Origin of the sequence: Prosthecobacter sp. SYSU 5D2 (genome assembly GCF_039655865.1) — a bacterium.
GTDB lineage: Bacteria > Verrucomicrobiota > Verrucomicrobiia > Verrucomicrobiales > Verrucomicrobiaceae > Prosthecobacter.
In genome coordinates, this window is the sequence record NZ_JBBYXL010000010.1 from 180,574 (window position 1) to 202,135 (window position 21,562).

The 21,562-nt window shown below is 59.4% G+C and carries 18 protein-coding genes; 7 read left to right on the top strand and 11 right to left on the bottom strand.

The window, feature by feature from the left end; translation table 11 throughout:
- Nucleotides 1-210 precede the first annotated feature (210 nt).
- Nucleotides 211-1,944, top strand: coding sequence for a hypothetical protein (locus WJU23_RS17800; RefSeq protein WP_346333957.1), 1,734 nt, complete (start codon nucleotides 211-213; stop codon nucleotides 1,942-1,944).
- 19 nt (nucleotides 1,945-1,963) lie between these two features.
- Here WJU23_RS17800 and WJU23_RS17805 read toward each other — a convergent pair whose 3' ends face one another.
- On the bottom strand, nucleotides 1,964-2,683 hold the full coding sequence (locus WJU23_RS17805; protein ID WP_346333958.1) for an ABC transporter ATP-binding protein: 720 nt from the start codon (nucleotides 2,681-2,683) through the stop codon (nucleotides 1,964-1,966).
- Nucleotides 2,684-2,865: 182 nt separating this feature from the next.
- Between WJU23_RS17805 and glpX the strand changes: the two genes are divergently transcribed.
- Nucleotides 2,866-3,915 carry a class II fructose-bisphosphatase gene (gene glpX / locus WJU23_RS17810; protein ID WP_346333959.1) on the top strand — a complete coding sequence of 350 codons (1,050 nt, stop codon included), beginning with the start codon at nucleotides 2,866-2,868 and terminating at the stop codon, nucleotides 3,913-3,915.
- A 62-nt stretch (nucleotides 3,916-3,977) separates the two neighbouring features.
- Here glpX and aroE read toward each other — a convergent pair whose 3' ends face one another.
- The 7 genes from aroE to WJU23_RS17845 all read right to left on the bottom strand — a co-directional run bounded on the left by aroE (nucleotide 3,978) and on the right by WJU23_RS17845 (nucleotide 11,814).
- On the bottom strand, nucleotides 3,978-4,892 hold the full coding sequence (aroE, locus tag WJU23_RS17815; protein ID WP_346333960.1) for a shikimate dehydrogenase: 915 nt from the start codon (nucleotides 4,890-4,892) through the stop codon (nucleotides 3,978-3,980).
- Nucleotides 4,893-4,963: 71 nt separating this feature from the next.
- Nucleotides 4,964-6,487, bottom strand: a complete 1,524-nt coding sequence (locus WJU23_RS17820) for an MFS transporter (protein WP_346333961.1) — start codon at nucleotides 6,485-6,487, stop codon at nucleotides 4,964-4,966.
- Nucleotides 6,488-6,621: 134 nt separating this feature from the next.
- A complete protein-coding gene (locus tag WJU23_RS17825; protein WP_346333962.1) occupies nucleotides 6,622-7,995 on the bottom strand; it encodes a voltage-gated chloride channel family protein in 1,374 nt (457 codons plus the stop codon).
- Nucleotides 7,996-8,023: 28 nt separating this feature from the next.
- On the bottom strand, nucleotides 8,024-8,260 hold the full coding sequence (locus tag WJU23_RS17830) for a hypothetical protein (protein WP_346333963.1): 237 nt from the start codon (nucleotides 8,258-8,260) through the stop codon (nucleotides 8,024-8,026).
- A complete protein-coding gene (locus tag WJU23_RS17835) occupies nucleotides 8,257-9,027 on the bottom strand; it encodes a tetratricopeptide repeat protein (RefSeq protein ID WP_346333964.1) in 771 nt (256 codons plus the stop codon). The genes WJU23_RS17830 and WJU23_RS17835 overlap by 4 nt, the downstream gene beginning before the upstream one ends.
- Nucleotides 9,028-9,059: 32 nt before the next feature.
- The gene (locus WJU23_RS17840) at nucleotides 9,060-10,340 is read right to left on the bottom strand and encodes a tubulin beta chain (RefSeq protein WP_346333965.1); all 1,281 of its coding nucleotides are present in this window, start codon (nucleotides 10,338-10,340) and stop codon (nucleotides 9,060-9,062) included.
- Nucleotides 10,341-10,401: 61 nt separating this feature from the next.
- Entirely contained in the window at nucleotides 10,402-11,814 is a 1,413-nt protein-coding gene (locus WJU23_RS17845; protein WP_346333966.1) for a tubulin beta chain, read from the bottom strand.
- A gap of 302 nt (nucleotides 11,815-12,116) precedes the next feature.
- Between WJU23_RS17845 and kdsA the strand changes: the two genes are divergently transcribed.
- The 5 genes from kdsA to raiA all read left to right on the top strand — a co-directional run bounded on the left by kdsA (nucleotide 12,117) and on the right by raiA (nucleotide 15,984).
- Entirely contained in the window at nucleotides 12,117-12,947 is an 831-nt protein-coding gene (gene kdsA / locus WJU23_RS17850; protein ID WP_346333967.1) for a 3-deoxy-8-phosphooctulonate synthase, read from the top strand.
- A gap of 1 nt (nucleotide 12,948) precedes the next feature.
- The gene (locus WJU23_RS17855; RefSeq protein WP_346333968.1) at nucleotides 12,949-13,467 is read left to right on the top strand and encodes a hypothetical protein; all 519 of its coding nucleotides are present in this window, start codon (nucleotides 12,949-12,951) and stop codon (nucleotides 13,465-13,467) included.
- A 2-nt stretch (nucleotides 13,468-13,469) separates the two neighbouring features.
- Nucleotides 13,470-14,444, top strand: coding sequence for an LptA/OstA family protein (locus tag WJU23_RS17860; protein WP_346333969.1), 975 nt, complete (start codon nucleotides 13,470-13,472; stop codon nucleotides 14,442-14,444).
- A 128-nt stretch (nucleotides 14,445-14,572) separates the two neighbouring features.
- The gene (gene lptB / locus WJU23_RS17865) at nucleotides 14,573-15,325 is read left to right on the top strand and encodes an LPS export ABC transporter ATP-binding protein (protein ID WP_346334061.1); all 753 of its coding nucleotides are present in this window, start codon (nucleotides 14,573-14,575) and stop codon (nucleotides 15,323-15,325) included.
- Nucleotides 15,326-15,393: 68 nt separating this feature from the next.
- A complete protein-coding gene (gene raiA, locus WJU23_RS17870) occupies nucleotides 15,394-15,984 on the top strand; it encodes a ribosome-associated translation inhibitor RaiA (RefSeq protein WP_346333970.1) in 591 nt (196 codons plus the stop codon).
- 730 nt (nucleotides 15,985-16,714) lie between these two features.
- On the opposite strand, the gene WJU23_RS17875 is transcribed toward raiA, so the two are convergent.
- From WJU23_RS17875 to WJU23_RS17885, 3 genes are all read right to left on the bottom strand, one after another.
- Nucleotides 16,715-18,013 (bottom strand): DUF1501 domain-containing protein, encoded by a 1,299-nt coding sequence (locus WJU23_RS17875; RefSeq protein ID WP_346333971.1) that lies wholly within the window; start codon nucleotides 18,011-18,013, stop codon nucleotides 16,715-16,717.
- 39 nt (nucleotides 18,014-18,052) lie between these two features.
- The gene (locus WJU23_RS17880; protein WP_346333972.1) at nucleotides 18,053-20,278 is read right to left on the bottom strand and encodes a DUF1549 domain-containing protein; all 2,226 of its coding nucleotides are present in this window, start codon (nucleotides 20,276-20,278) and stop codon (nucleotides 18,053-18,055) included.
- Between the two features lie 196 nt (nucleotides 20,279-20,474).
- Nucleotides 20,475-21,512 (bottom strand): sugar phosphate isomerase/epimerase family protein, encoded by a 1,038-nt coding sequence (locus WJU23_RS17885; RefSeq protein WP_346333973.1) that lies wholly within the window; start codon nucleotides 21,510-21,512, stop codon nucleotides 20,475-20,477.
- Nucleotides 21,513-21,562 lie beyond the last annotated feature (50 nt).

The window sequence follows — 21,562 nt, forward strand, 5'->3', positions numbered from 1 at the left end:
TATTTGCAGATGGATGATCCTCTGCGGTGTCCATCCCTTCAATGCAGGTTGTCTTCTGGCTGTTGGTAACCTTCCATAATACATCAGGGCGGACCGAGTGGTCCGCCCTGAATGTTATGCGACAGGTCACTTCTCAACGTCTCTGGTTATACCCGGGTGTCACAAGCCACCGCCGTTGGGCTAGTAGCTGAGCACACTATTCCGCCAGCCATGCCTACCAACAGCACACCATTGCCAGTAACTGGCACCCTTTCATTTGACCAAATTTCGCAGCACTTTACCCAAAATGATGACCATCAGTTGCGGGTGCAGAACAACCAGCTTGTGGCCAAGCTCGCCAACGAAGGCACCCTGGGTGTCCTTTGGAGAAATGGCCAGTTCAATCAGGCTGAGCAAGTGCTCAAAGACGCCTTTCAACGCACCACCGGCGTCCAGCCATCCCCCGCCATCGAGCCCCTGATCCGCGAAGCCGTCCGGCCAGGGGCCAAATCCGTCAACCAAATCATGGGTGATATCCAGACTGAATGGAGCAATCAGCTTCAGCAGACCTATGGCCAGAGCTCCCTCAACCTTGCCTCTCCCACCTTAAAGGCCAGCTTGGATAAGGCCATCTCTAAAAGCCTGGAATCAGCCACCACCCAAGCCTCCAATCAGAACGTCCTGTTTAGCGACCCGCAGGCACAGCACCTCGCTGCCTCGATGGATGCCAATATACAGGGAATCCTCAATGCGGGCTCTCCCGCCGCCGCCATCCAGGCAGCCCAGCAGGCATTGGCCACTCCAGATGCCTCGCACCACATCGGCGGCAGCGTGTTCCATGCCCTCAACACCCGAGGAGACGTCCAGGTGGCTGATTACAAGGTCCTCATGGACCAGCTCATGACTGCGGAGCTGGGGCATCCTGCCACCAAGAATGACACCATGTTCAGACAAGATTCACTGGCCACAGAGTTTGCCCGGGAGTGTCTCACCACTTTGGCAGATCCCTACTTTCAGGCCGTCCAGCAGGATGCGGGCCGGCTTCATGCCCATCTGGCAGGTGGTGCGGTGCAGACCCAGGCTCAGAATGCTTCGGCGCTCCTGAAATCCATGGATGACAACGCCCAGCTTCTCCAGGATGTGCGCCCTTTGTTGCAGAGCATCCATCAGGCTGCCCAGGCAAATCCTCTCCTTGGCAATGCCGGTGCCGACAAAGCCGTGACCAACATTCTTTGTTTGCGCTGCACCAACAACCAGCTCACGGCAACTTACACCCAGTCTATGGCGCAAAGTGTGGGCTCTCAAAAAGCCGCAGACAAAGGCCTTGTCCTGAGTGTCCAGGCCGCAAACTCCTTCGTTTCCACCGCTGGTGATCCCGGCGGGGCAAATCACCAGATTCCGGTCAGCACCCCTATTGATAATGTCGTCAATGAAATGCGTGCAGCCGGTGCCTACAATCAATGGCAGGGCACTCTGGACAAGATTCGTGGCCCTGTCTCACCGGTTATTGCCGTCGCTGTTCCAGTTGCCCCTGTGGCTGTTCCAGTTGCCCCTGTGGCGGTTCCAGTTGCCCCGGTGGCGGTTCCAGTTGCCCCGGTGGCGGTTCCAGTTGCCCCGGTGGCAGTTTCTGTGTCTGCTCCGCGCCCTCCTTCATCTCTGGATGTGGCCGCTTATGACTCTTCACCTGAGATCGTATCCGTGTCAGCTCCGCAGCCTGGCAAAACTCAAACACGGGCGGCTCTCATGGCTGAGGATGAAAACCCGATGGAAGCGTCCTTGCGCCGGCGTGATATGCTCAATGATCTGGATGATGAAATGGACGCCATTTCTGCCAGAGCGGATACTGGTCCGTCGGTGAAAGATGATTTCAAAAGTGAGTATATGAAGGCCAAGGAGCAGCTTAAAAGCCCCTCGCTGGACACGACACCGAAACTGGAACGCTCGACATCATCACAGACACTTTAAACACGACGGCAATGGCAGCCTAACCCACCATCTCCAGGAAGATCTCCTCCAGTCTCAGGCCCTGCTTCTCCTGGGCCGCATGCAGCTCCTTCAGTGTGCCGACGAAGAGCAGCTTTCCCCGGTGGATGATGCCGATGCGGTCCGCCACTTCTTCCGCAATGTTCAGCAGGTGGGTGCTCATCAGCACTGTCGCTCCCGTTTGTGTCTGGCGCTTCAGTTCCTCCTTCACCACCCGTGCATGGATGGGGTCCAGGCCCACCATCGGCTCATCAATCACGAAGACCTTCGGCTCATGCAGAAGCGCGCTCGCAATGGCCAGCCGCTGCCGCGTGCCATGGCTGAGGTTTTCAATGCGCTGGCCGCAGTGCTCATGCAGGCCAAACTGGGTAAACAAAGCCTTCGTCCTCGCCGCCGCATGGGCGATATCCATTTCAAACAGCTCCGCAATGAAGTGCATGAACTCCGGCGCGCTGAGCTTTTCGTAAAACACTGCCACATCTGGTACATATCCCAGCAGGGACTTGGCCTTCATCGGCTCTTTCTGGATATCAATGCCGCAGATGCGCACCCGTCCGCTCATCGGTTTCATGAGGCCCGTCAGCAGCCGGATGGCGGTGGTCTTGCCAGCGCCATTGGGGCCTAGGAAAGCAAAGAGTTCTCCCGGCCGGATCTCCAGCGACAGGCTGTCCAGCGCCTTCAGGTCGCCATAGTTCATCGTCAGGTCTTCGATCTGGATCATGGAGGTTATACACTTTTCCGCCGTCGCCGTTCAGTCTTCGCTTAACCACGGATACTTCATCCGCCGTCAAAAAAACTTATCCTGCCATTCTTTGTTCGTCATTACCCATTTTCCCGTTATTTTCAGTCACCCGATCTCCTCTTTATGGCACTCCGCCATGAAGCGCCTTCTTATTCATCATCATGTCTTCAGACCTTCCGCCCCTTCGCAGCCCCCTGGATCTTGAGCGTGTGCTTGAGTTTGAATTTGTACGTGCCACGGAAAATGCGGCGCTGAATGCCATTCACTGGCTGGGACGTGGGGAAAAAGAGCTGGCGGATGCTGCGGCGTGCAATGCCATTTATGGTGTCTTTGACATCCTGGACATCCGGGGAGAGGTCATCATCGGGGAAGGCATCAAGGATGACTCTCCGGGCATTTTGGTGGGGGAGCATCTGGGCACCTGGAAACCCGGCAGCCCGCGCTTTGACATCGCCCTGGACCCGATTGACGGCACCACCAACATTGCCAAAGGCACGCCTAACAGCATCTCGGTCATCGCTGCCGCCCAGAAGCCGGATGGTGCGCCGACTGCCATGATGAACATCCCCAGCTTTTACAGCCACAAGCTGGCCTATGGCCCGGCGGTGAAGCGTGCGCTGAAGGAGAAAGGCGACCGCAATTTTTTGGACATGCCTTTGAAGGAGGTCATCGAATTCATCGCCGACGCCCTGGGAAAAAAAGTCCGCGATGTGGTCGTGGTGACCATGGACCGGCCACGCCATGCGCAGATCGTCAAAGAAGTGCGAGACTGCGGTGCCGCCCTGCGGATGATCACGGACGGGGACATCGCCGCTGCCGTGGCTCCCTCCCTGCCGGAAAGCGGCGTGGACATGTATGTGGGCATGGGCGGCAGCCCGGAGGCCGTGCTGGCCGCTGCAGCGCTGAAGTGTCTGGGCGGTGACATGGACGTGCGCATGTGGTTTCACAATGAGGAGCACCGGGCCGAGGTGGCGGCGAGTACCAGCGAGGAGGAGATGAACCGCACCTACCGCAGTGACGACCTGATCATTGGTGAAAGCGCGCTGTTTTGCGCCACCGGCATCAGCGACAGCCCGCTGCTGCCGGGAGTGAAGATCATCGGTCATCGCATTGAGACGCACAGCATCCTCATGCGCTCACGCAGCGGTACGATCCGGCACATTCATGCGAGCCATGATCTGGATCGCAAGGTGGTGCCTTTGAGGGAGTAGTTGGGGGCGGTGGATTCCAAGGTGTGAGGCCGTCCCGGCCTCATGTTGAGGGCAGGATGCCCTCACTCCTTGTTAGCCAAACCAGCGCGCATGGCTTCGAGCGGAGCCGTGTGGCCGGGGAACCAGTGCTCAAAGGAGATGGCACCCTGGTGCAGGAGAAGGCACATGCCATCGGCATGGCGGGCACCGGCGGTGGTGGCGGCCTGGATGAGCTCGGTGGGGCCGCTGGCGCGATAGACCATGTCGTAAACGCAATGGCGGGCTTCGAGGCAGCCGTCCGGCAGCAGCTTTTCATCCTCCGGTTTCATGCCGAGGGAGGTGGCATTGACAATGAGGTCCACGTTGGCCAGTTGTTCGGCCAGATCGTCATGAACGAGGGTGCAGATTTGCAGTGTTGTCTTGGATTCCGGTAGCGATTCCAGCTCCTGCATGAGTGGAGCCAGCTTGGATTGGGTGCGGGTGGCCAGGAGCAGGTGTCTGCATCCGGCCAGGACACTTTGCACCGCAACGGCGCGGCCTGCGCCGCCGCCGGCACCAAGGATCAAAATGCGAAGATCCTTCACTTCCGCACCGAAGGCTTCCTTCACACTGCGGAGGAAACCGGGCCCGTCGGTGTTGTAGCCGTGCATCTTTCCATCACGAATGGCCAGGGTGTTCACTGCGCCCAGACGGCGGGCCAGCGGGTCCACATGATCCACCACATCCAGCGCTTCAAACTTATGCGGAATGGTGATGTTGGCACCGTGAAAACCGTGCTGGATGAAAAGGCCAAACGCCTCCTTTACACTGCCAACCGGCACCTGCACGCGCACATACTGGGCGCCCAGCCCGCAGGTTTGGAGCGCCGGGTTATGCATCTGGGGGGACTTGGAATGCCCGATGGGATCCCCGATGACAGCCAGCTTTGCAGGCGGGTTCAAGGAAGGAGCCACATCGGCCCAATGACGAAGCTGGTCGAAGGTGTAAAAGAAAGCCACGGAGGAGACAGGTGAGGCGGGCACTTTTGTCCGGGCGGATCAAGAGTGCCAGTGCAATCCCAAAGGCGGCATCAGGCCAGCGCCCTGCCCTTGGTTTCCGGGGCGAACCAGACGAGCACCATGCCGACGAGGTAAATGGCGCAAAGGGCGGAATAGGCATTCGCGGAGGTGCCGAAGGCGTGGACGAGGTTGGCGATCTGAAGTCCGCCGATGGCGGCGATGATGCGGCCGACGTTGAAGCAGAAACCCTGGCCGGTGGCGCGCACACTGGTGGGGAACAGCTCTGGCAGATACAACGGGAAGAAACCGTAGAAGCTGGCGGTGATCCCGCCCATCAGGAAGGCGGAGGTGAAGAACCAGTAGTTGATGGTGTCGTTGGTCTGATAGAACAGAAGCGCTGCGCCGAGGGCGGAGATGCACATGACCAGATAGGTGATGCGGCGGTTCAGCATGTTGGCCAGGAAGGGGGCGAACATGGCGAAGAGGATGGCCCCCACGGAGGTGGAAATCTGGGTGTATTGGGCGACGTTGGTCCAGCCGTTGGGAGCCAGCTCAGTGGACCACTTGGCGGACTGCTGGGCGGCACCCCAGGTGCCCAGCAGGGCGATCCCGGCCAGGGTTGCACCGATGAGGAGGTTCTTGCCGATGGTGAGCTGGCTTTCGCGGGTGATGCTGTTGGCGGCCTGGGCACGCTGCAGATAGCGGCGCACGGGCAGCAGGTAACCCCAGACCACAACGGCAAAACCGACGACGGTAATCACGACCGCCATAAGGGAAGTCACGCCGGCCTCGATGCCCATGGGCGACCAGGACCAGATGATGCCGAGTGCGACGACGGCACCAATGAGCACGCCTTTAAGATCGGGGGTGCTCCAGAAGGAAGTCTTGCCAGCGGCTTTTTCATCCTCCCATTTGTCAGACTCGGGCACAAAGATCCGGATGAGGAAGATGATGCCAGCAGGCAGGGCACCGATGATCATGAGGAAGCGCCAGGCCTGGTTTTTCAAAAGATAGCCAGCCATAGATTCAGAGCCGCCCATGGCCAGGATCCATTCGCGCATGGTATCAATGAAGGTGTTCATGCCGAGGCTGAGCGCGGCGACGAGGAGGTAGCCGAAGTTGGCCGCTGCACCGATGGCCCCGGCCACCAGAGCGCGGTTGCCTTTGGTCCAGAGTTCATTCACCAGGGCCACTCCCAAGGCCCACTCGCCGCCCATGCCGAGGGAGGCGATGAAGCGCAGGATGGCCACGTGCCAGGCCTCGGTGGCGAAGCCGCACAGACCGGTGAAGATGGCATAGGTGAAGATGGAAAGGGACATGGCCTTGACGCGGCCGATGCGGTCGCCGAGCCAGCCAAAGAAGACGCCGCCAGTGGCTGCGCCAACGAGGAAGGTGGCAATGATGACGCTGAACCAGCGGTCCAGATGGCCGGACATGGCCTCCGGTGCGACGGTGGAAGCCAGCAGGTCCTGAAGCGCGGGTTTGCCGATCAGCGGAAACAGCCCCATCTCGAATCCGTCAAACATCCAGCCTAAAAAGGCGGCAATGAGTGCCATGTTGCGACCGGTGGAGGAGGGAGCTTTGGGAGAAGACATGTGGCGTGGATCGGGAGAATGACTGAAAAACCGCAAAAGCGGTTAAAAAGAACGCAACCAGAAGGGACATTCTTCAAGGAGATGCAACGGCCTGGGAAGAACAAAATGCGATTTGTTTGTGACGCCGAAGAGGATCAGGGATCGCCTTTAGGTTCGGCAGGCTTTTCCTGAGGGGGCGGTTTGGGGGTGCGCAGGTCCCTGAGAGTCGCACCCGGTGGCAGCAATACGCGGCCATATTTGGAAACGGCCACGCGCTGGGCCAGGTAGATGCCGGTGTGGCCGCTGCACAGGTAGGCGATGAAACAGGCCACGGCGATGTACACGCCGTTGGCTGCGCCGAAGAGCTCGATGCCCATGATGGTGCAGGCCAGCGGGGTGTTGGTGGCTCCGGCAAAGATGGCGACAAAACCCAGGGCGGCGAAGAGGTCCAACGGAGCGCCGAGGAGTCCGGCGAGGGCATTGCCCAAAGCACCGCCGATGAAGAAAAGAGGTGTCACCTCCCCGCCTTTAAAACCTGCGCTTAATGTCACCACCGTGAAGACCAGCTTCCACCACCAGGCGGTGGGATGCACCTCCTGGGTGGTGAAGAGGGAGGCGATAGTGACATGCTCAGGATCTGGCGAGGTGACGCCAAGGCCGAGATACTGGGTGGTGCCCAGGGCATAGACGAGGCCGATGACGAGCACTCCACCAATGGCAGGCCGCAATGGTGCATAAGGGCAGATTTTTTTATAGCCTGCCGAGGCGGCATGAGACAGTTCGGAGAACAGATAACTGGCCATGCCAAAAGCCACCGCCGCCAGGGCCACCTTGGCCAGCATCACTGCCTCCAGGTGGAAGAAGTGTGTGGGCACCATGCCATCACTCATGTAGCCCACATTGTAAAGCGTGTGGCCCACACCCCAGGCGTGGCAGGTCCAGTCGCCAATCATGGCGGAGGCCAGGCAGGCAGTGAGGGCATCATAACGCATCTGGCCGATGGCGAGCACCTCCAGGGCAAAGACGGCTCCGGCCAGCGGTGTGCCAAACACCGCGCCAAAACCTGCGGCGATGCCGCCCATGAGAAGGATGCGCACGGCGTGTGCCTCCAGCCGGAAAAGCCGCGCCACACTGCTGGCGATGCTTCCGCCCATTTGCACGGCAGTGCCCTCTCGTCCAGCGGAGCCACCGAAGAGATGGGTGATGACGGTGCTGATGAGGATGAGCGGGGCCATCCGCTTCGGCACGCCGCAGCCCGGCTGGTGGATCTCCTCCATGATGAGGTTGTTGCCGCCTTCCGCCGGCTTGCCAAACCAGTGATAAGCATACCCCACGACGACGCCGGCGACGGGCAGCAGGAAAAGCAGCCAGGGATTGGCAAAGCGGGTCTCCGTCGCCCGGTCCAGGCTCCATAAAAAAAGAGCGCAGGCGGAGCCCACCGCCACGGCCATGGGCCCGATGACGGCCAGCCACTTCAGTCCTGCCCAGGCCTGCTGGAGGAGCTCTTGGAGGTAGTGGCGGGGTGACATTCCGGGCGGCTGCTTTTCGCCGCCATGCCTACGCTTCGTTTTCCAGATAGTCCAGCGCCTTGGTCAGGCTGGACTGGGTGAGGAAGTGGTTCAGCCGGGCGGGCAGCTGCGGCTTCAGGCGGGTGTGCTCGGCGGCCAGGGCTTCAGAGACGCGTTGCAGTTCAGCCAGGTGGGCGGCCGGGTCGCGATCACGAAAGGCGTGGTCGGCGATGGTCTCCAGCCGCTGGCGGAGGAGAATCTGGAGGGTGGAAAATTTTGGATTCACAACGATTTGTCCATGAGCAGAGAGGCGGCGCGCCGCGGCTGCGGGTGGTAGCCATTCATGCCGGCACGGATCTTCTTAGCATGTTCCACACAGGTTTCCGCTTTTTGAAAATCTCCAGAGGCTTTGTACACGGCACTGAGGTTGATGTAGGTTTGGGAAAGGTCGGCTTGGTCGGTGGCATCATTGGCCAGATTCTGCCGGATGCTGAGCGCATGTTCATGCATCTTCTGAGCATTCTCCACATCCAAGTTGGTATAATAAAGCACGCCGAGGTTGTTATAGACGCTGGCCACACGGGCGCTGTGGCTGCCGTCGGAGAGCAGAAAGAGGTCAAGCGCCTCGTTGTAATACTGCTCAGCCTTGGCGTAGTCGCGCAACTGCTTGAAGATCATGGCCAGATTGTTCTTGATCGTGGCCACTTTGTCACTGTCGGCGACTCCCCCTCGCACGGCCACATCGAGCGCCTTTTGATAGTGCTCCGCAGCCTGGTCCATGCGGCCCCAGCGGTCATAAAGATGGGCGATGAGGGACAGGATGCCCGTCAGCAGCTCCGCGTCCGGCTTGCGTGGCTCCAGGGCGCGTTGCAGCGCCTCACGGTAAAGAGATTCCGCCTTCCGAAAGTCCCCCTCCTTTTGGCGCAGGTCCGCCAGCACGCTGATCTGCTCCACAAGCAGGCCGATGCGCGTTGCATCGCGGTAGGCCGCGCGCCGCGCCTCCTCGACGCTGCGGGAGGCGGCGGCAATCAGGCGCTCCAGGTTGGGGTCCACAAAAGTGAAGTTGGTTAGGCCGCAGTTAGAGGTCAGCTCGCGTCGCGGTAGGACTGGGCCAGGTTGGCGATCTGATTGCGGGCCTCGGCCATCATGTCACGGGACACGCCTGCATTTTCATACCAGTGCGTGTAGGCATGGTTGTCAAACATGATGTCAAACTGGGAGATGAGCCTCTCAAAGACAGCGGCGATGCCGGTGTGGTTGACCAGGGCCAGACCGCTGGAGGCAAACCCTTCCGGGGCGGTCTCCGCATAGCCCAGCTTCAGCCCGCCGGAGGCCGGCATGTAACTGGCATAGTTCAGCGACTTGCGGATGCTGGCCATGTTTTCATCCACATCCTTGGCCTTCACATCCCCGCGAAAGAGTGCGCTGGCGGCCAGGTAAACTCCCTGCTGCCAGTCAATGGCGGCGGTGAAATTGTCCTGCGAAAAAGTCTCGCGGGCGAGTTCGGGAAAATTCGTCCGCACCTGGCCTTCCTGGCCCAGGTTGCGCATCGGCGCAAAGCTGGCGGTCAGGAAATGGTTGCCGGGGAAGGGGACCAGATTGGTCACAAACTCGCTCAGGTCCGTGTTCAGCTTCCCGGGAAAACGCAGGGAAGCCGTCACCGAGCTGACGATGAGCGCGATGATGTTGTTGAGGTCCATGTAATTCGGGCTGCGGTTCAGCTTGGACTTGGCGATGCGGAACAGCGCCTCGTTATCCAGCAGCACCGCGCCATCCGCATGGTCAAGAATGCGCTGAAGGGTCAGGATGGCATTGTAGGGCTCCACGGCGGAATCCGAGATGAGCGGTGAAGGCACCACGGAGAAGGTGAAGATGCGCTTCTTCGGGTAGGCCTGCCGCAGACGCTCCAGGATGAGCGAGCCGAGGCCAGAGCCGGAGCCGCCGCCGATGGAGTGCGTCATCAGAAAACCCTGCAGGCCTTTGGTTTTTTCCACGGCGCTGTCAATGACGTTCATGATCTGGTCAATGACCCGGTCTCCCTCCACATGGTAACCGCGCGCCCAGTTGTTGGCCGCGCCCGGGATCTTGCGGACGATGCTGCTTTCATCAAAAAGCTGGGACATGTCTCCGCCCTCAATACGGGCGATGACGCCCGGCTCCAGGTCCACCAGGACGGCGCGGGGGACGTATTTGCCATCCCGCACCTTGTGGAAGAAAACCTCCATGTTGCTGTTGGCGGCGGCATTGCTGCCTTCCTTGAGGGTGCCTGCCTCGGTGAGGCCGTGCTCGCGCAGGGCAAGCCTCCAAAAGCTGTCTGCAATCTGGTTGCCGCACTGTCCGACGTGAATGCTCAGGATCTCTCTCACTGTTTGTCCTCCGGGATGGTTCTTGGAATCATTTAGCTTTTAAGCGGGTGCAGGTGGAAAATCAGCGGCGGCGGTCCACCAGGTCGCGCAGGCTCATGGAGCTGCGGGGATCCTCCATGCTGCTGGAGCGGGCGACGGTCTCGCCCGCAGTGTCCTGCACCTTCGCCTTGGCACCGCTTTCCTCAGCCACCTGGTAGCTCTGGATGAGCTCTTGGGCGGAGGCGCGCAGCCCGTTGATCTGCTCCTCGGTCATCCCTTCATTGAGGTACCAGTTGGCGAAGGCCTTGCGCTGCCAGAGCTTGTCAAAGTTGTGGCAGATGCGGTCCAGCACCCGGGCGATCTCGGTGTTGTTGGCCAGCAGCACCATGCTCTTGCGGTGGGAGGTGCCGGGCTGCTCCACGTATCCGATTTTAAAAGCGGTGGGAATCCAATACGTGAGCGGCAGCTTCTCCCGCATCGCGGCCAGCGCGGCATCCGCCTGCGGCTTGTCCTCCATGATGCCGCGATAAAGCACGGCCGTGCTCAGGAAGCGCCCTTCCATCGGCGAGCAGGCGGCAAAGACGGACCCATTGTCAAAGAGGGACTTGATCATCTCCTCAATGCCCATTTCCTCGAACTTGCTGCGGTCGGGCGGCGTCAGCGGGGCAAAGGCGCACATGAGGAAATGCAGGGAGGGCTGCGGGACGAGATTGGTCAGCAGCTCGCGCAGGCTGATCTCCACCGTCAGAAAGCCGCTGAAGCGCATGGAGGCGGTGATGCCCGCCAGGGCCTCCGTGATGAGCAGGTTCAGGTCATCCACCGTGGGGCTTTCGATGTTCCACTTGCGGTGCGCCAGTTCAAAGAGCGCCTCATTGTCAAAGATCAGGCAGGCATCGGCCGCACGGCGCAGCGTGTTCATGGCAAAGACCGTATTGTAAGGCTCCGTCACCACCGAGGAAACCTGTGGGGACGGCAGCACGGCGCAGCTCAGCACGGGGAATTCGGGATACTTGTCCTTCAGCGTTTCAATGAGCAGACAGCCCAGGCCGGAGCCGGAGCCGCCGCCGATGGCATGCAGCACGATGATGCCGCCGACGTTGTCACAGCGGTCGATCTCATAATCCAGCCGGCCCATGACCTCCGGCAGCACCTCACGCCCCGCACCCATGTAACCGACGGCGAAGTTGCCCCCCGCCCCTTCGGTGCGGGAAATGAGGCTGGCGGGATTAAACAGGGAGCCGCTGGTGGCCTTCACATGTTCGATGACGCTTGGCTCCAGATCCACCATGATGGCGCGCGGCACATAGCTGCCGGAAGAAGACTCCCCAAGCTTGGAGAAAAACGAACTCCAGTTCCCCAGTGGTGCTGCGCCTGCAGCACACTGTCCGGTGAGCGGATCAATCCCGTGCTCCTGGCAGACCGTCTTCCAGAACGAAGAAGCGATTTGGTTGCCGGCCTGGCCGATCGAAACGACGATTGTGTTATTGACCTTCATTCAGTTGACGGGTGACTCTAGTTTCAAGCCTTCATCTCAGCTTTGAGAATATTTGCAGCGGTTGTTCTCAAAATTGGCGGCTCATGGGCTTGTTAGCAGGAATGATCCCAATTTTCAGATTGGTTTGAAAAAAGTGTAAAGTTACAAGCCGATGCGCTTTTTCCTGAGGTGCAGCGGCCGAGGCATGAAGAGCCGCATCGGCATGCAGTATCCTTGCACTTGCCTGTTGTCAGGACGGAGTCGGCTCGCTATCCTGCAAGTCGCAAGGTGGCACCCCGCCCACCTTCATTTTTTTCGTTCTCATGCTCCCTCTCCCCGTTGTCAAGGTGGGTTCCGTGCCAGTGGATGGCACGCAGCCTTTGTTCATTCTCGGTCCCTGCGTCATCGAGAGCGAGGCCTTTATCTGGGAGGTGGCGGAGCGGCTGGGGGCCATTGCCAACAGCCTGCGGCTGAAGTGGGTCTTCAAAGCCTCCTATGACAAGGCCAACCGCAGCGCCATCAGCTCTTATCGCGGCCTGGGCGTGAAGGACGGCTGCCGGATTCTGGAGCAGATCGGCCAGAAACTGGGCGTGCCGGTGACCACGGATGTGCACTCCCCGGAGGAGGCCAAAATCGCCGCAGAGCACGTAGACCTGCTGCAGATCCCGGCTTTTCTATGCCGCCAGACGGACCTCATCCTCACGGCCGGGGAGACCGGCCGGGCCGTTAATGTGAAGAAGGGCCAGTTCATGGCTCCGTGGGATGTCAAAAACATCGCCGAAAAACTGGCCAGCACCGGCTGCGAAAACTTTCTTTTTACTGAACGCGGAACGACCTTTGGTTATCAAAACCTGGTAACGGATATGAGGTCGCTATACTGGATGCGGGAGCTGGGCTATCGGGTCATTTTTGACGCGACCCACTCGGTTCAACGGCCAGGCGGCCTGGGAACGACCACCGGCGGAGATGGCAAACTGGCCCCCGTGCTGGCACGGGCCGCCGTTGCGGCAGGATGTGACGGTGTGTTTATGGAGACGCATCCCAATCCGGCGGAGGCCCTCTCTGACGGCCCTAACCAGGTGCCCATGTCAGACATCGCCCAGGTGGTGGAGAAATTGCGGCGTATTCACAGTCTTGTGACGGAGGATTCTTAACATGCGGCGGGTCAACACGCAGACATTTTACAGAGCCGGTCTTTCCCTGGGCATGCTGGCCCTGGCAGCCGTGGCGCTGGCCCAGACGGTGGCAGAGCCGGAGGAGGCCAAAGGCATGAACGCCTTTGGCAAAATGATCCCCCTGGGTTTCGTGAACAAGAACGTGGTGGTGCCTTCCTTTAAAGACGGCAAGCCTTCTTCCCTGCTCACGGCGGATACCCTGACCCGGCTGGATGAGGAGCTCCTTTCCGCTGTCAATGTGGTGGTGGAGGTTTATGCAGAAGATCCTGCGGCGACGCTGCGCGTGGATTTGAAAAGCGCGGTTTATAACATGCCGGACCAGATCATGCGCAGCGGTGAGCGCAGCCGCGTCAGCCGGGCCGATTTTGAAATGGAGGGTGACAGCATGGTGTTTGATACGGCCCATTCCATCGGCAGCATGAAAGGCCGTGTGCGAACATTGATCTTTGACATGAACCCTGCTCCGGGCAAAGCGGAGGGCAACCCAACCAACGAATGACTATGAGAACGCTCGCCACCCTTGCCCTGCTCCTTGCCGGCATGATTCTGTCCGCCAGCGGGCAGGGTGCTTCACGCCCCGGCACACCAGCCGTGAGCGATGAGAAAAAACAGATCAGTGAAGCGGCTGAAAAACTGCGCCAGGCCCAGGCCAGCGGTGAGCTGGACAAGGCTAAAGCCACAGCCAAAGGCCTGATGGGAAACCTGCCCGGCAACCTGACCGATGCGGCGAAGGCCGCCATGCAATCCCCTGAAGTGAAAGCCCAGGCCGCAGCCGCCGCCAAATCGCTGCTGCCTGAGGCGCAAAAGATGCTGGATGCCCGCAGGCAGGCTGCAGAGGGCGCACCCCCTGCTGCTGCCGCAGGCACGACTGCTGCTGGAGACCAGCCACCGGCCCCGGAAGGCCCCAAGCCACAACTGCTGCAACCCATTGCCGATAGCCCGCCCACGGCTCCGGCGGCCCCGGGGTCAGCACCGGCCCGCAAACCCATGGTCGTGATCGAGGCGGACAACTCCGTCTTTGATCCCAATACCAACATCCTCATCTACACGGGCAGCGTGCGCGCCCGCCACCCGCAGTTTTACATCGAGTGTGAAGAGCTGGTCGTCCACCTGGAGGAGGAGAACGGGAAAAAGGAAACCAAGCCAGATCTCTCCAAAAAAGATCCGCTCCTGGCCGCGCCCAAGAAAAAAGGCCCGCAGGAGGAGGAAAACAACATGGTCAAAAAAGCCATCGCCTCCGGCCCCATGGTGCGCATCGAAAAGAAGGATCCTGAAGGCAAGGCGCAGCGTGCCTTCTGCCGCAATGCCGTCTATGACGGGGCCACGGGTCTCATCACCATGCGTGACAATCCCCAGGTGCAGACGGATAACGTGATGCAGACCTCCATCAGCCCGGACACCGTCATGACCTTTGACAAAAACGGCAAATTCAGTTCCAACCGCCCGACCCGCACCGTCATCCTGTCCCAGGAATAAACCAGCCAGCCCCGCAGCCCCCATTCTACCTTTCCAACGGCATGTCAGCCACCCGTCCTAAAAACTCGCGCAATTCCCAGGACTCCTCCCGCATCTGGGAGGGGACGCCGGATGCCTCTTCTGCCGGGATGACCTCCGCTGAGGACCGGGAAGAACGGAGCATGCTGCTGCACACGGAAGGCCTGAAAAAGGTCTATGACGGCCGTGCCGTGGTCAACGGTGTGGACATCGAGGTGAAGGCCGGGGAGATCGTCGGACTCCTGGGACCGAACGGCGCAGGCAAGACCACCACGTTCTACATGATCGTCGGTCTGGTGCGCCCCAACGGGGGCAAGGTTATCTTTAATGGCAATGACGCCACTGAACAGCCAATGTTTAAACGCGCCCGCCTGGGCATGGGTTACCTGCCGCAGGAAGAGTCCATCTTCCGCCGGCTGACCGTGAAGGAGAACATCCTGGCCGTCATGGAAACCCAGAGCTACACCAAAAAGGAGCGCGAGGAGCAGTGCCAGCAGCTCATGGAAAAATTTGGCATTGACCATGTGGCGGATAATCTGGCCCTCACCCTTTCCGGCGGTGAAAAACGCCGCCTCACCATCGCCCGCAGCCTCGTCACAGAACCCAAACTCCTGATGCTGGATGAGCCTTTCAGCGGCGTGGACCCCATCGCCGTCAGCGAGATCCAGGACATCATCCGCATGCTCCGGCAGGCCGGTCTGGCCATTCTGATCACCGATCACAATGTACGCGAAACACTGAACATTGTGGACCGTGCTTATCTCATTTTCGAAGGCCAGGTACGGCGGCATGGTAGCAAGGAATTCCTTGTCAACGATCCCGAAGCCCGCCGGCTTTATCTTGGCGAAGACTTCTCCATGTAGCAGCTTTTACCCCCGCATTTTTTTAACCAACCTTTTCTCAACCAACCCCAAATAGGAGGATACATACCATGCAAAAACATAACGTGAACCTGCCCGTCGTCGTCACCGGCCGTCATATCGAGATCACCGACGCCATTCGCGAATACTCACACAAAAAGATCGAGAGCCTCCACCTGGACTACCCGCGCATCATTGAGGCGAAGATCATCCTGGATGTGGAGCACCACCGCCAGATCGCCGAGATCATCCTCTTCTGTGCCGACCACATTCACATCGAGGTCAAGAGCACCACGGAGGACATCTATGCCTCGATTGACGAGTCCATCTCCAAGATCGCCCGCAGGATGCGCAAGTTCAAAACCCGTCTGCTGAAGAGCCACCGCCCCCGCAAGGACGGCAGCATCCGCCATCTGGAGCAGAAAGTATTTCATGCCGATGATTTGCACAGCGAGCTCGAAACCATCGAGCACTCCTACATCCACCAGGAGCAGTACAAAGTGCGTCCGCTGTATCCTGATGAAGCCATCATGGACCTCGAGATCAACGACCGCCCGTTCGTTGTCTTCCACAACCAGACCACTCACAAGCTGGCCATCATGTTCCGCCGCAAGGATGGCGAGTACGGCCTGATCGAGCCTGAAGACAAAGTCGCCGCCTGAGACTGGGCCGGCCAGGGGATGCCTGGCTGCTGAATTCAAGACCCCAGACACATTTGTGTTTGGGGTTTTTTTATCCCGGATTCCGCGATCCAGCACAAGACTGCAGCAAAAAAGCCTGAGTTTCATACCCTTTTGCGCCACGGACTGGCTGGATCCATCAAAGCAGGGCAGCCGACACGAAGTGACGAGTGATGGAGCCCGCAGGGTTTCCGCAACCTCGCCTGAGCGCAGGCAAGCCTCTGTTTGGCCCGCTTTTTCTAGCCCGAAGGGCTAACCCATGAATAGCCGGAAGGTGACGCGAGCCTCGGCGAGCTAACCTCCGGTCAGGCAAGCGGGACCCGTCTAGAAGACCAACCCGCAGGGTTGCCCCATCACGTCGCAGCCAGAATGACCGGGGCGTGGCCGATGGGACTACTCCTTTGGAGTAGTCGGCACCGTGGAAACATTGTCACCCGTTACCGGAGGTCCAGCTCGTCAAGACTCGCCTGACCTCCGGCTATTCATAGGCAGCCCTTCGGGCTGAGGGAGCCAAGCAAAGCTCAGCCGAATTTCGGACACTCTTTTTGGAAATCGGTATAGTGCCCATCAGTGGTTTTCAAAGCTTGAATTTTGATGCGCAAGCCCTGGGTAACCGGGGATTTCCAGCAGCGCAAAAAAAAGCACCCGGCCAAAATGGCCGGGTGCCGGGTATCCAGATCGAGAAGAGCGGCGACCGGGATGATTTGCCAGATCAGGCAAAGATGTCTGTAACAGGCACGCCCTTGTCCGCCACCGTGAAGGGACGGTTGGACGGGGACATGACCACTTCTTCCACAGGCAGGCCCATGGCATGGCCGATGGTGGCCAGGAAGTCCTGAGGGCTGGTCTGCTTGTCGGCAGGCCGGCGTCCTTCCTTGTCGGTGGCTCCGTAGGCAAAGCCGCGCTTGGTGCCACCGCCTGCAAAGACCGTGGAGTAAGCCAGCGGGTAATGGTCGCGACCGTCGTTTTCGTTGATGTCCGGTGTGCGGCCGAACTCGGAGCCGAGACAGACCAGGGTGGATTCCAGAAGGCCTTTGGCTTCCAAATCCAGCAGCAAGGCTGAGAAGGCTGTGTCCAGCGTATTGCCGTTGTTGGTCATGCCATTGTCAATGAGGTTGTGCATGTCCCAACCGCCCATCTGGACTTCGACGAAACGCACGCCGCTTTCGACGAGACGGCGGGCGAGGAGACAGCCCTGTCCGAAGTTGTTGCGACCGTATTTCTCACGGGTCTCTGGGGATTCCTGGCTCAGATCGAAGGCTTTGAGGTCTTCGCTCTTCATCAGCTTCAGGGTCTCGTCGTAGAACTCGGTGTAAGCCTTCACATCCTCCGTCTGGAACTTCTTCCGGAAGGAGGTGTCGAACTCGTTCATGAGGTCAATCCGCTTGCTGAACATGGATTCAGCCGTGGTCGGGCGGATGTTCTGCAGGCCGGTTTCCGGATTGGAAATCGGGATCGGGGACATGGCCGGCGGGAAGAAGCCGGCACCTGGATAGGCGCTGCCGCTGTTGACGATGACGCTGTCCGGCAGGGTCACATCCTTGATTTTGCCGAGGAAGTGAGTGGCCCAGACGCCCATGCAAGGATGGACGATCGTGGTGCGCGGCTCATAACCGGTCTTCATGATGTAAGTGCCGGAATCATGCACGCCTGTCTTGGAGGACATGGAGCGGATGATGGACAGCTTGCTGGCGTTTTCGGCCAGCTTCGGCAGGTAGCTGCCCAGGTAGTCAATACCTTCCGCCTTGGCCTTGATCGGCTCACCCGGACCTTTGGTCGGGCCGGTTTTCGGGTCAAAGGTGTCCAGGTGGGTCATGCCACCGTTCATCCAGAGGTAGATCACGTGCTTGGCCTTGCCAAATCCAGGAGTGCCCGGACCGGTGTTCCCTGCGGCGGCGGCCATTTTGGAGGAGAGGCCGGACATCACGCTGACGCCAAGAGCTGTCTTGGCAGTGTTCAGCATGAACTGACGGCGGCTGTGGTCGTTCAGGCGGAGTAATTCGGATTTCATATAAAAAGGTAAGTTCAGGTATCGTTTCGGTTATAATGATTACTGGATGAACATGAACTCACGGGTGTTGATCAAAGCCCAGATCATGTTGGAATAGCCTTCTTCACCGCTGGCAGCGAGTGCGCGCTTGGCGATGTCCTTCTCCTGCATGGTGGGGCGGCGGTTCAGGATGGTCATGAACATGTGCTCCACTTTCTCAGGCTGGCTGTTGACCTTGTCCATCGTGCGGAAGACCAGGGAATCGCGGCTGGTGAGCATCTTCTGCGCCTTGCCGTTCATAATCGTCAGCACCTGCGGCACGTTGCCGATCCGGGTGCTGCCATCAATGATCATGCGGGGGGACTGGCCGAAATCAATCAGGAAGTGACCGCCAGGAGCAGGCTGCTGGATCTCAGCGGACCGCATCAGGCGCATGCCTTCATAGGTGAGGATTTTGCCGGGACCATCAGCGGCCGCCACGGTTGCAGCATCCTTTTTGGAGGCCCCTCCGTCCATCATCATGCTGTCACCGCCGACCATGTCCAGACCGCCGCCCATGAGGGCACGTTCTTTATTCTGCATGTCGCGGTAGGCGCTGTATTTGATGAGGGCAGTCTGGGCATCCACAGTCTCCAGGTTCATGTCAATGGAGCGGGCATACAGGTCCTGAAGGGGGGCCTTGTATTCATCAGGCTTGCCAAGCACCAGGGTCATGTAGGAATCCCAGGCCTGCTCGGCGCTCATGCGGCGCAGCATCGGCCCCTGGAAGTAATACAGTTCACCCAGGGCGATGTTTTCAGACGTGGCTTCCGACTGGTAGGCACGTGTGTTGTAAACAATGCGCATGAACTCTTTGAGGTCAAACTTCACCCGCTTCATTTCCTGGGCCAGATGCATCAGGAGTTCCGGATTCACCGACTGCTCCGGATCATCAATGTTGGTGACAGGCTCATTGACGGCTGCGCCAAAGGCACGCTTCCACATGCGGTTGGCGATGGTCATGGCAAACCGGGGATTTTCAGGATGCGTCATCCAGTTGGCGAAGGAAAGGCGGAGCTTCTCTTCGGTGCCTTTCTTCTGCTTGTAGGCAGGGTTGTTCTTGTCACCGGCGGACCAGGTCACAAATTTAGGGGCCACAGGATCACCCGGCTTGCCGTCTTTATACTGGTAGTCATGTGGCAGCTTGGTGCTGTTCATGTCGCGGTCCTTGATGGCGGACGTGTTGGCGCGAAGGAAGTTCTGGATGCCATTGCGCTGGCGACGGAGGTCCTGGCCGGACTTTTCAATAATCGGCTCAATGCCTGCCATCAGACGGTCCACCGGGTTGGTGCCGCCAAAGTCTTTCGCATTCAGACGCGTGGTGGTGGCGCCGAAAAAGGCGGCCATCTCATAAAACTGCTTCTGGGTCCAGTCGGCGAACGGGTGGTCATGGCATTGCGCGCAGGCCACGTCGGTGCCGAGAAACACGGTCAGAGTATTGGCCAGGTTGTCCAGAGGCATGCCGGCATCGCGAAGCAGGTAGCCAGCGGCGCCGTTGTAGCTGCCGTCAGGCAGTTTGTCCCACATTTTGCCAGTGGCGGTGACCATCTGGTAAACCATCTTGTCCCATTTTTCGTTTTTGGCGATCTGCTCCTTGAACCACTTGATGTAAGGGGTGCCGCGGACGTTGTCCTGCTCGAACTCGTCCTTGATGCGGAGCATTTCGGCAAAGTAGTTGTAAAGATGCGTCTTGTAACCATCCGACTCCAAAAGCATGTCAATCAGATTGGCCCGCTTCTTCGGATCCTTGTTTTGGATGAATGAAGTGGCTTCTTCAAAGTTTGGGATGCGCCCGGCGATGTCCAGATACACACGGCGGACGAACTGCTCGTCATTAGCCATGGGATTAAAGCTCTTGATCGGGGCTTTGCCGATGCTGGCGCGAGTCGGATTCGCCTTGATGAGGCCGTTAGCCACCAGTTGGTCAATCTTCGCAGCTGCCTGGGCAACCGTGGCATTGGCCAGCATCTGCGGGGCCGCAGCTGCCGTGGCTGATTCGGCCGGGGCGGCGGACTGGGCGGCCTTGGCTACAGCCTGGTCTTCCGCTGAAAGGCGGGCCAGAGGGAAGCGGTGCTGGGCACCATCTCCTGTCTGCAGAACGATGGCATCTCCATCAATCTGCACAAAGGTGGCGGAGACTTGGCGGCCCTCGACGTCCGTCCAGGTGCGAAGTTCTGCCGCTGTGGCGGAACCGCTCCCGAAACCGGCGATCAGGAGACCGGCGAGCATGTATTTGGTGGCTTTCATAGGTGGTGTTGGAGAATGGAGATCGAATCTCTGCGGCTGAAACGGGGCAGCCCCGTCTTCATTAGTGAAATTCTAACAAAATTGACCGGAAATCTCCATCGCGTACTTTGTTCACCCGCTAAAAAAGTCCGAAAACCCCCTTAAATGCCTCGGAACCGCTGCCCGCTGTCCCGGAAGCAGGCACAGGGCGGCAGTTTCAACGCATCAGTTCGGTCGCACGGGACTGGCACGCCAGGATGTTTTCCTCCTCCAGATTGAGCAGCGCCAGCTTGGAAAGCCCGCGCAGGTCCGGAAGTTTTTCTGCCTCATGCGCTTGCACCCAGGCCAGGGTACGGGCCAAGTCCAGTCCCGGCTTGTCTGGAAAGCTGGCCCAGTATGTCTCGCGCAGGCAGGGGATGTCCAGCGGCTCGCGGGTGATCATCTCCAGGTGCATCTGAATGCCAGGGACCGCTTTCCGCAGGATCTGGATCATTTTTGGCAGGTCCAGGCTGCCTGTGCCGAGGGGTACCTCGCTCATTCGAAACCCGTCTTCATACGCCCGCACCGCCACATCCTTTAGATGAACCGTCACCGCATACGGTGCCAGTGCTTCCACCACTGCCAGCGGATCTTCCAGCAGCGCCAGGCTGTTGCCCGTATCCACACAGGCTCCTATGGATTCGCTGGACAGGCCTTTCAGGGCGTCCAGCAGCTCAGAAAGCTCCCAGTCCTTGTGGTTTTCAATGCCGATCTTTACCTGCACTTTTCGCGCTACGGGTTCGGCCAGGGCCATCGCTTTCAGTGCGCCGGTTTTCCACGCTTCGAAGTCTGCCCGCCGGGTGAAGAGTTCATAACGCCGCCCGCCCAGCGCGCTGCGAAGCACTGTCACGCCTGCCTCACGGGCCGTGCGCAGTTCCCGTTCAAAACGGCCGGCATCCGCCTCCGTCATCGGCAGCCGGATGCTGCCCTCAATGCCCATCCCGTAGGATTCACAGGTGCGCCGGATCTGCCGGGCCAGATCCAGCGTCCAGTCATTCACCGGCATCTGCAGGGAGCCAAATCCCAGGCCACGAATGTGGTCCATGACATCCAGTGCATCTTTAAAAGGCGGTATCTTGAAGCTGGAATACTTGCCCCGCCAGCGATGCGTGTATGAGGCCAGCACCAGTCCCAGCCGCCCGGCGTCTGTCCTTTCCGCAGCCGGGAGCGGCAGCGCCGTAGCCAGCATGGCAGAAAAGAGACAGCGGCGGTTCATGATCCACCCTTTCGTGCAAGGTCCGTGCCGTCAAACAGGATCATTGCCGC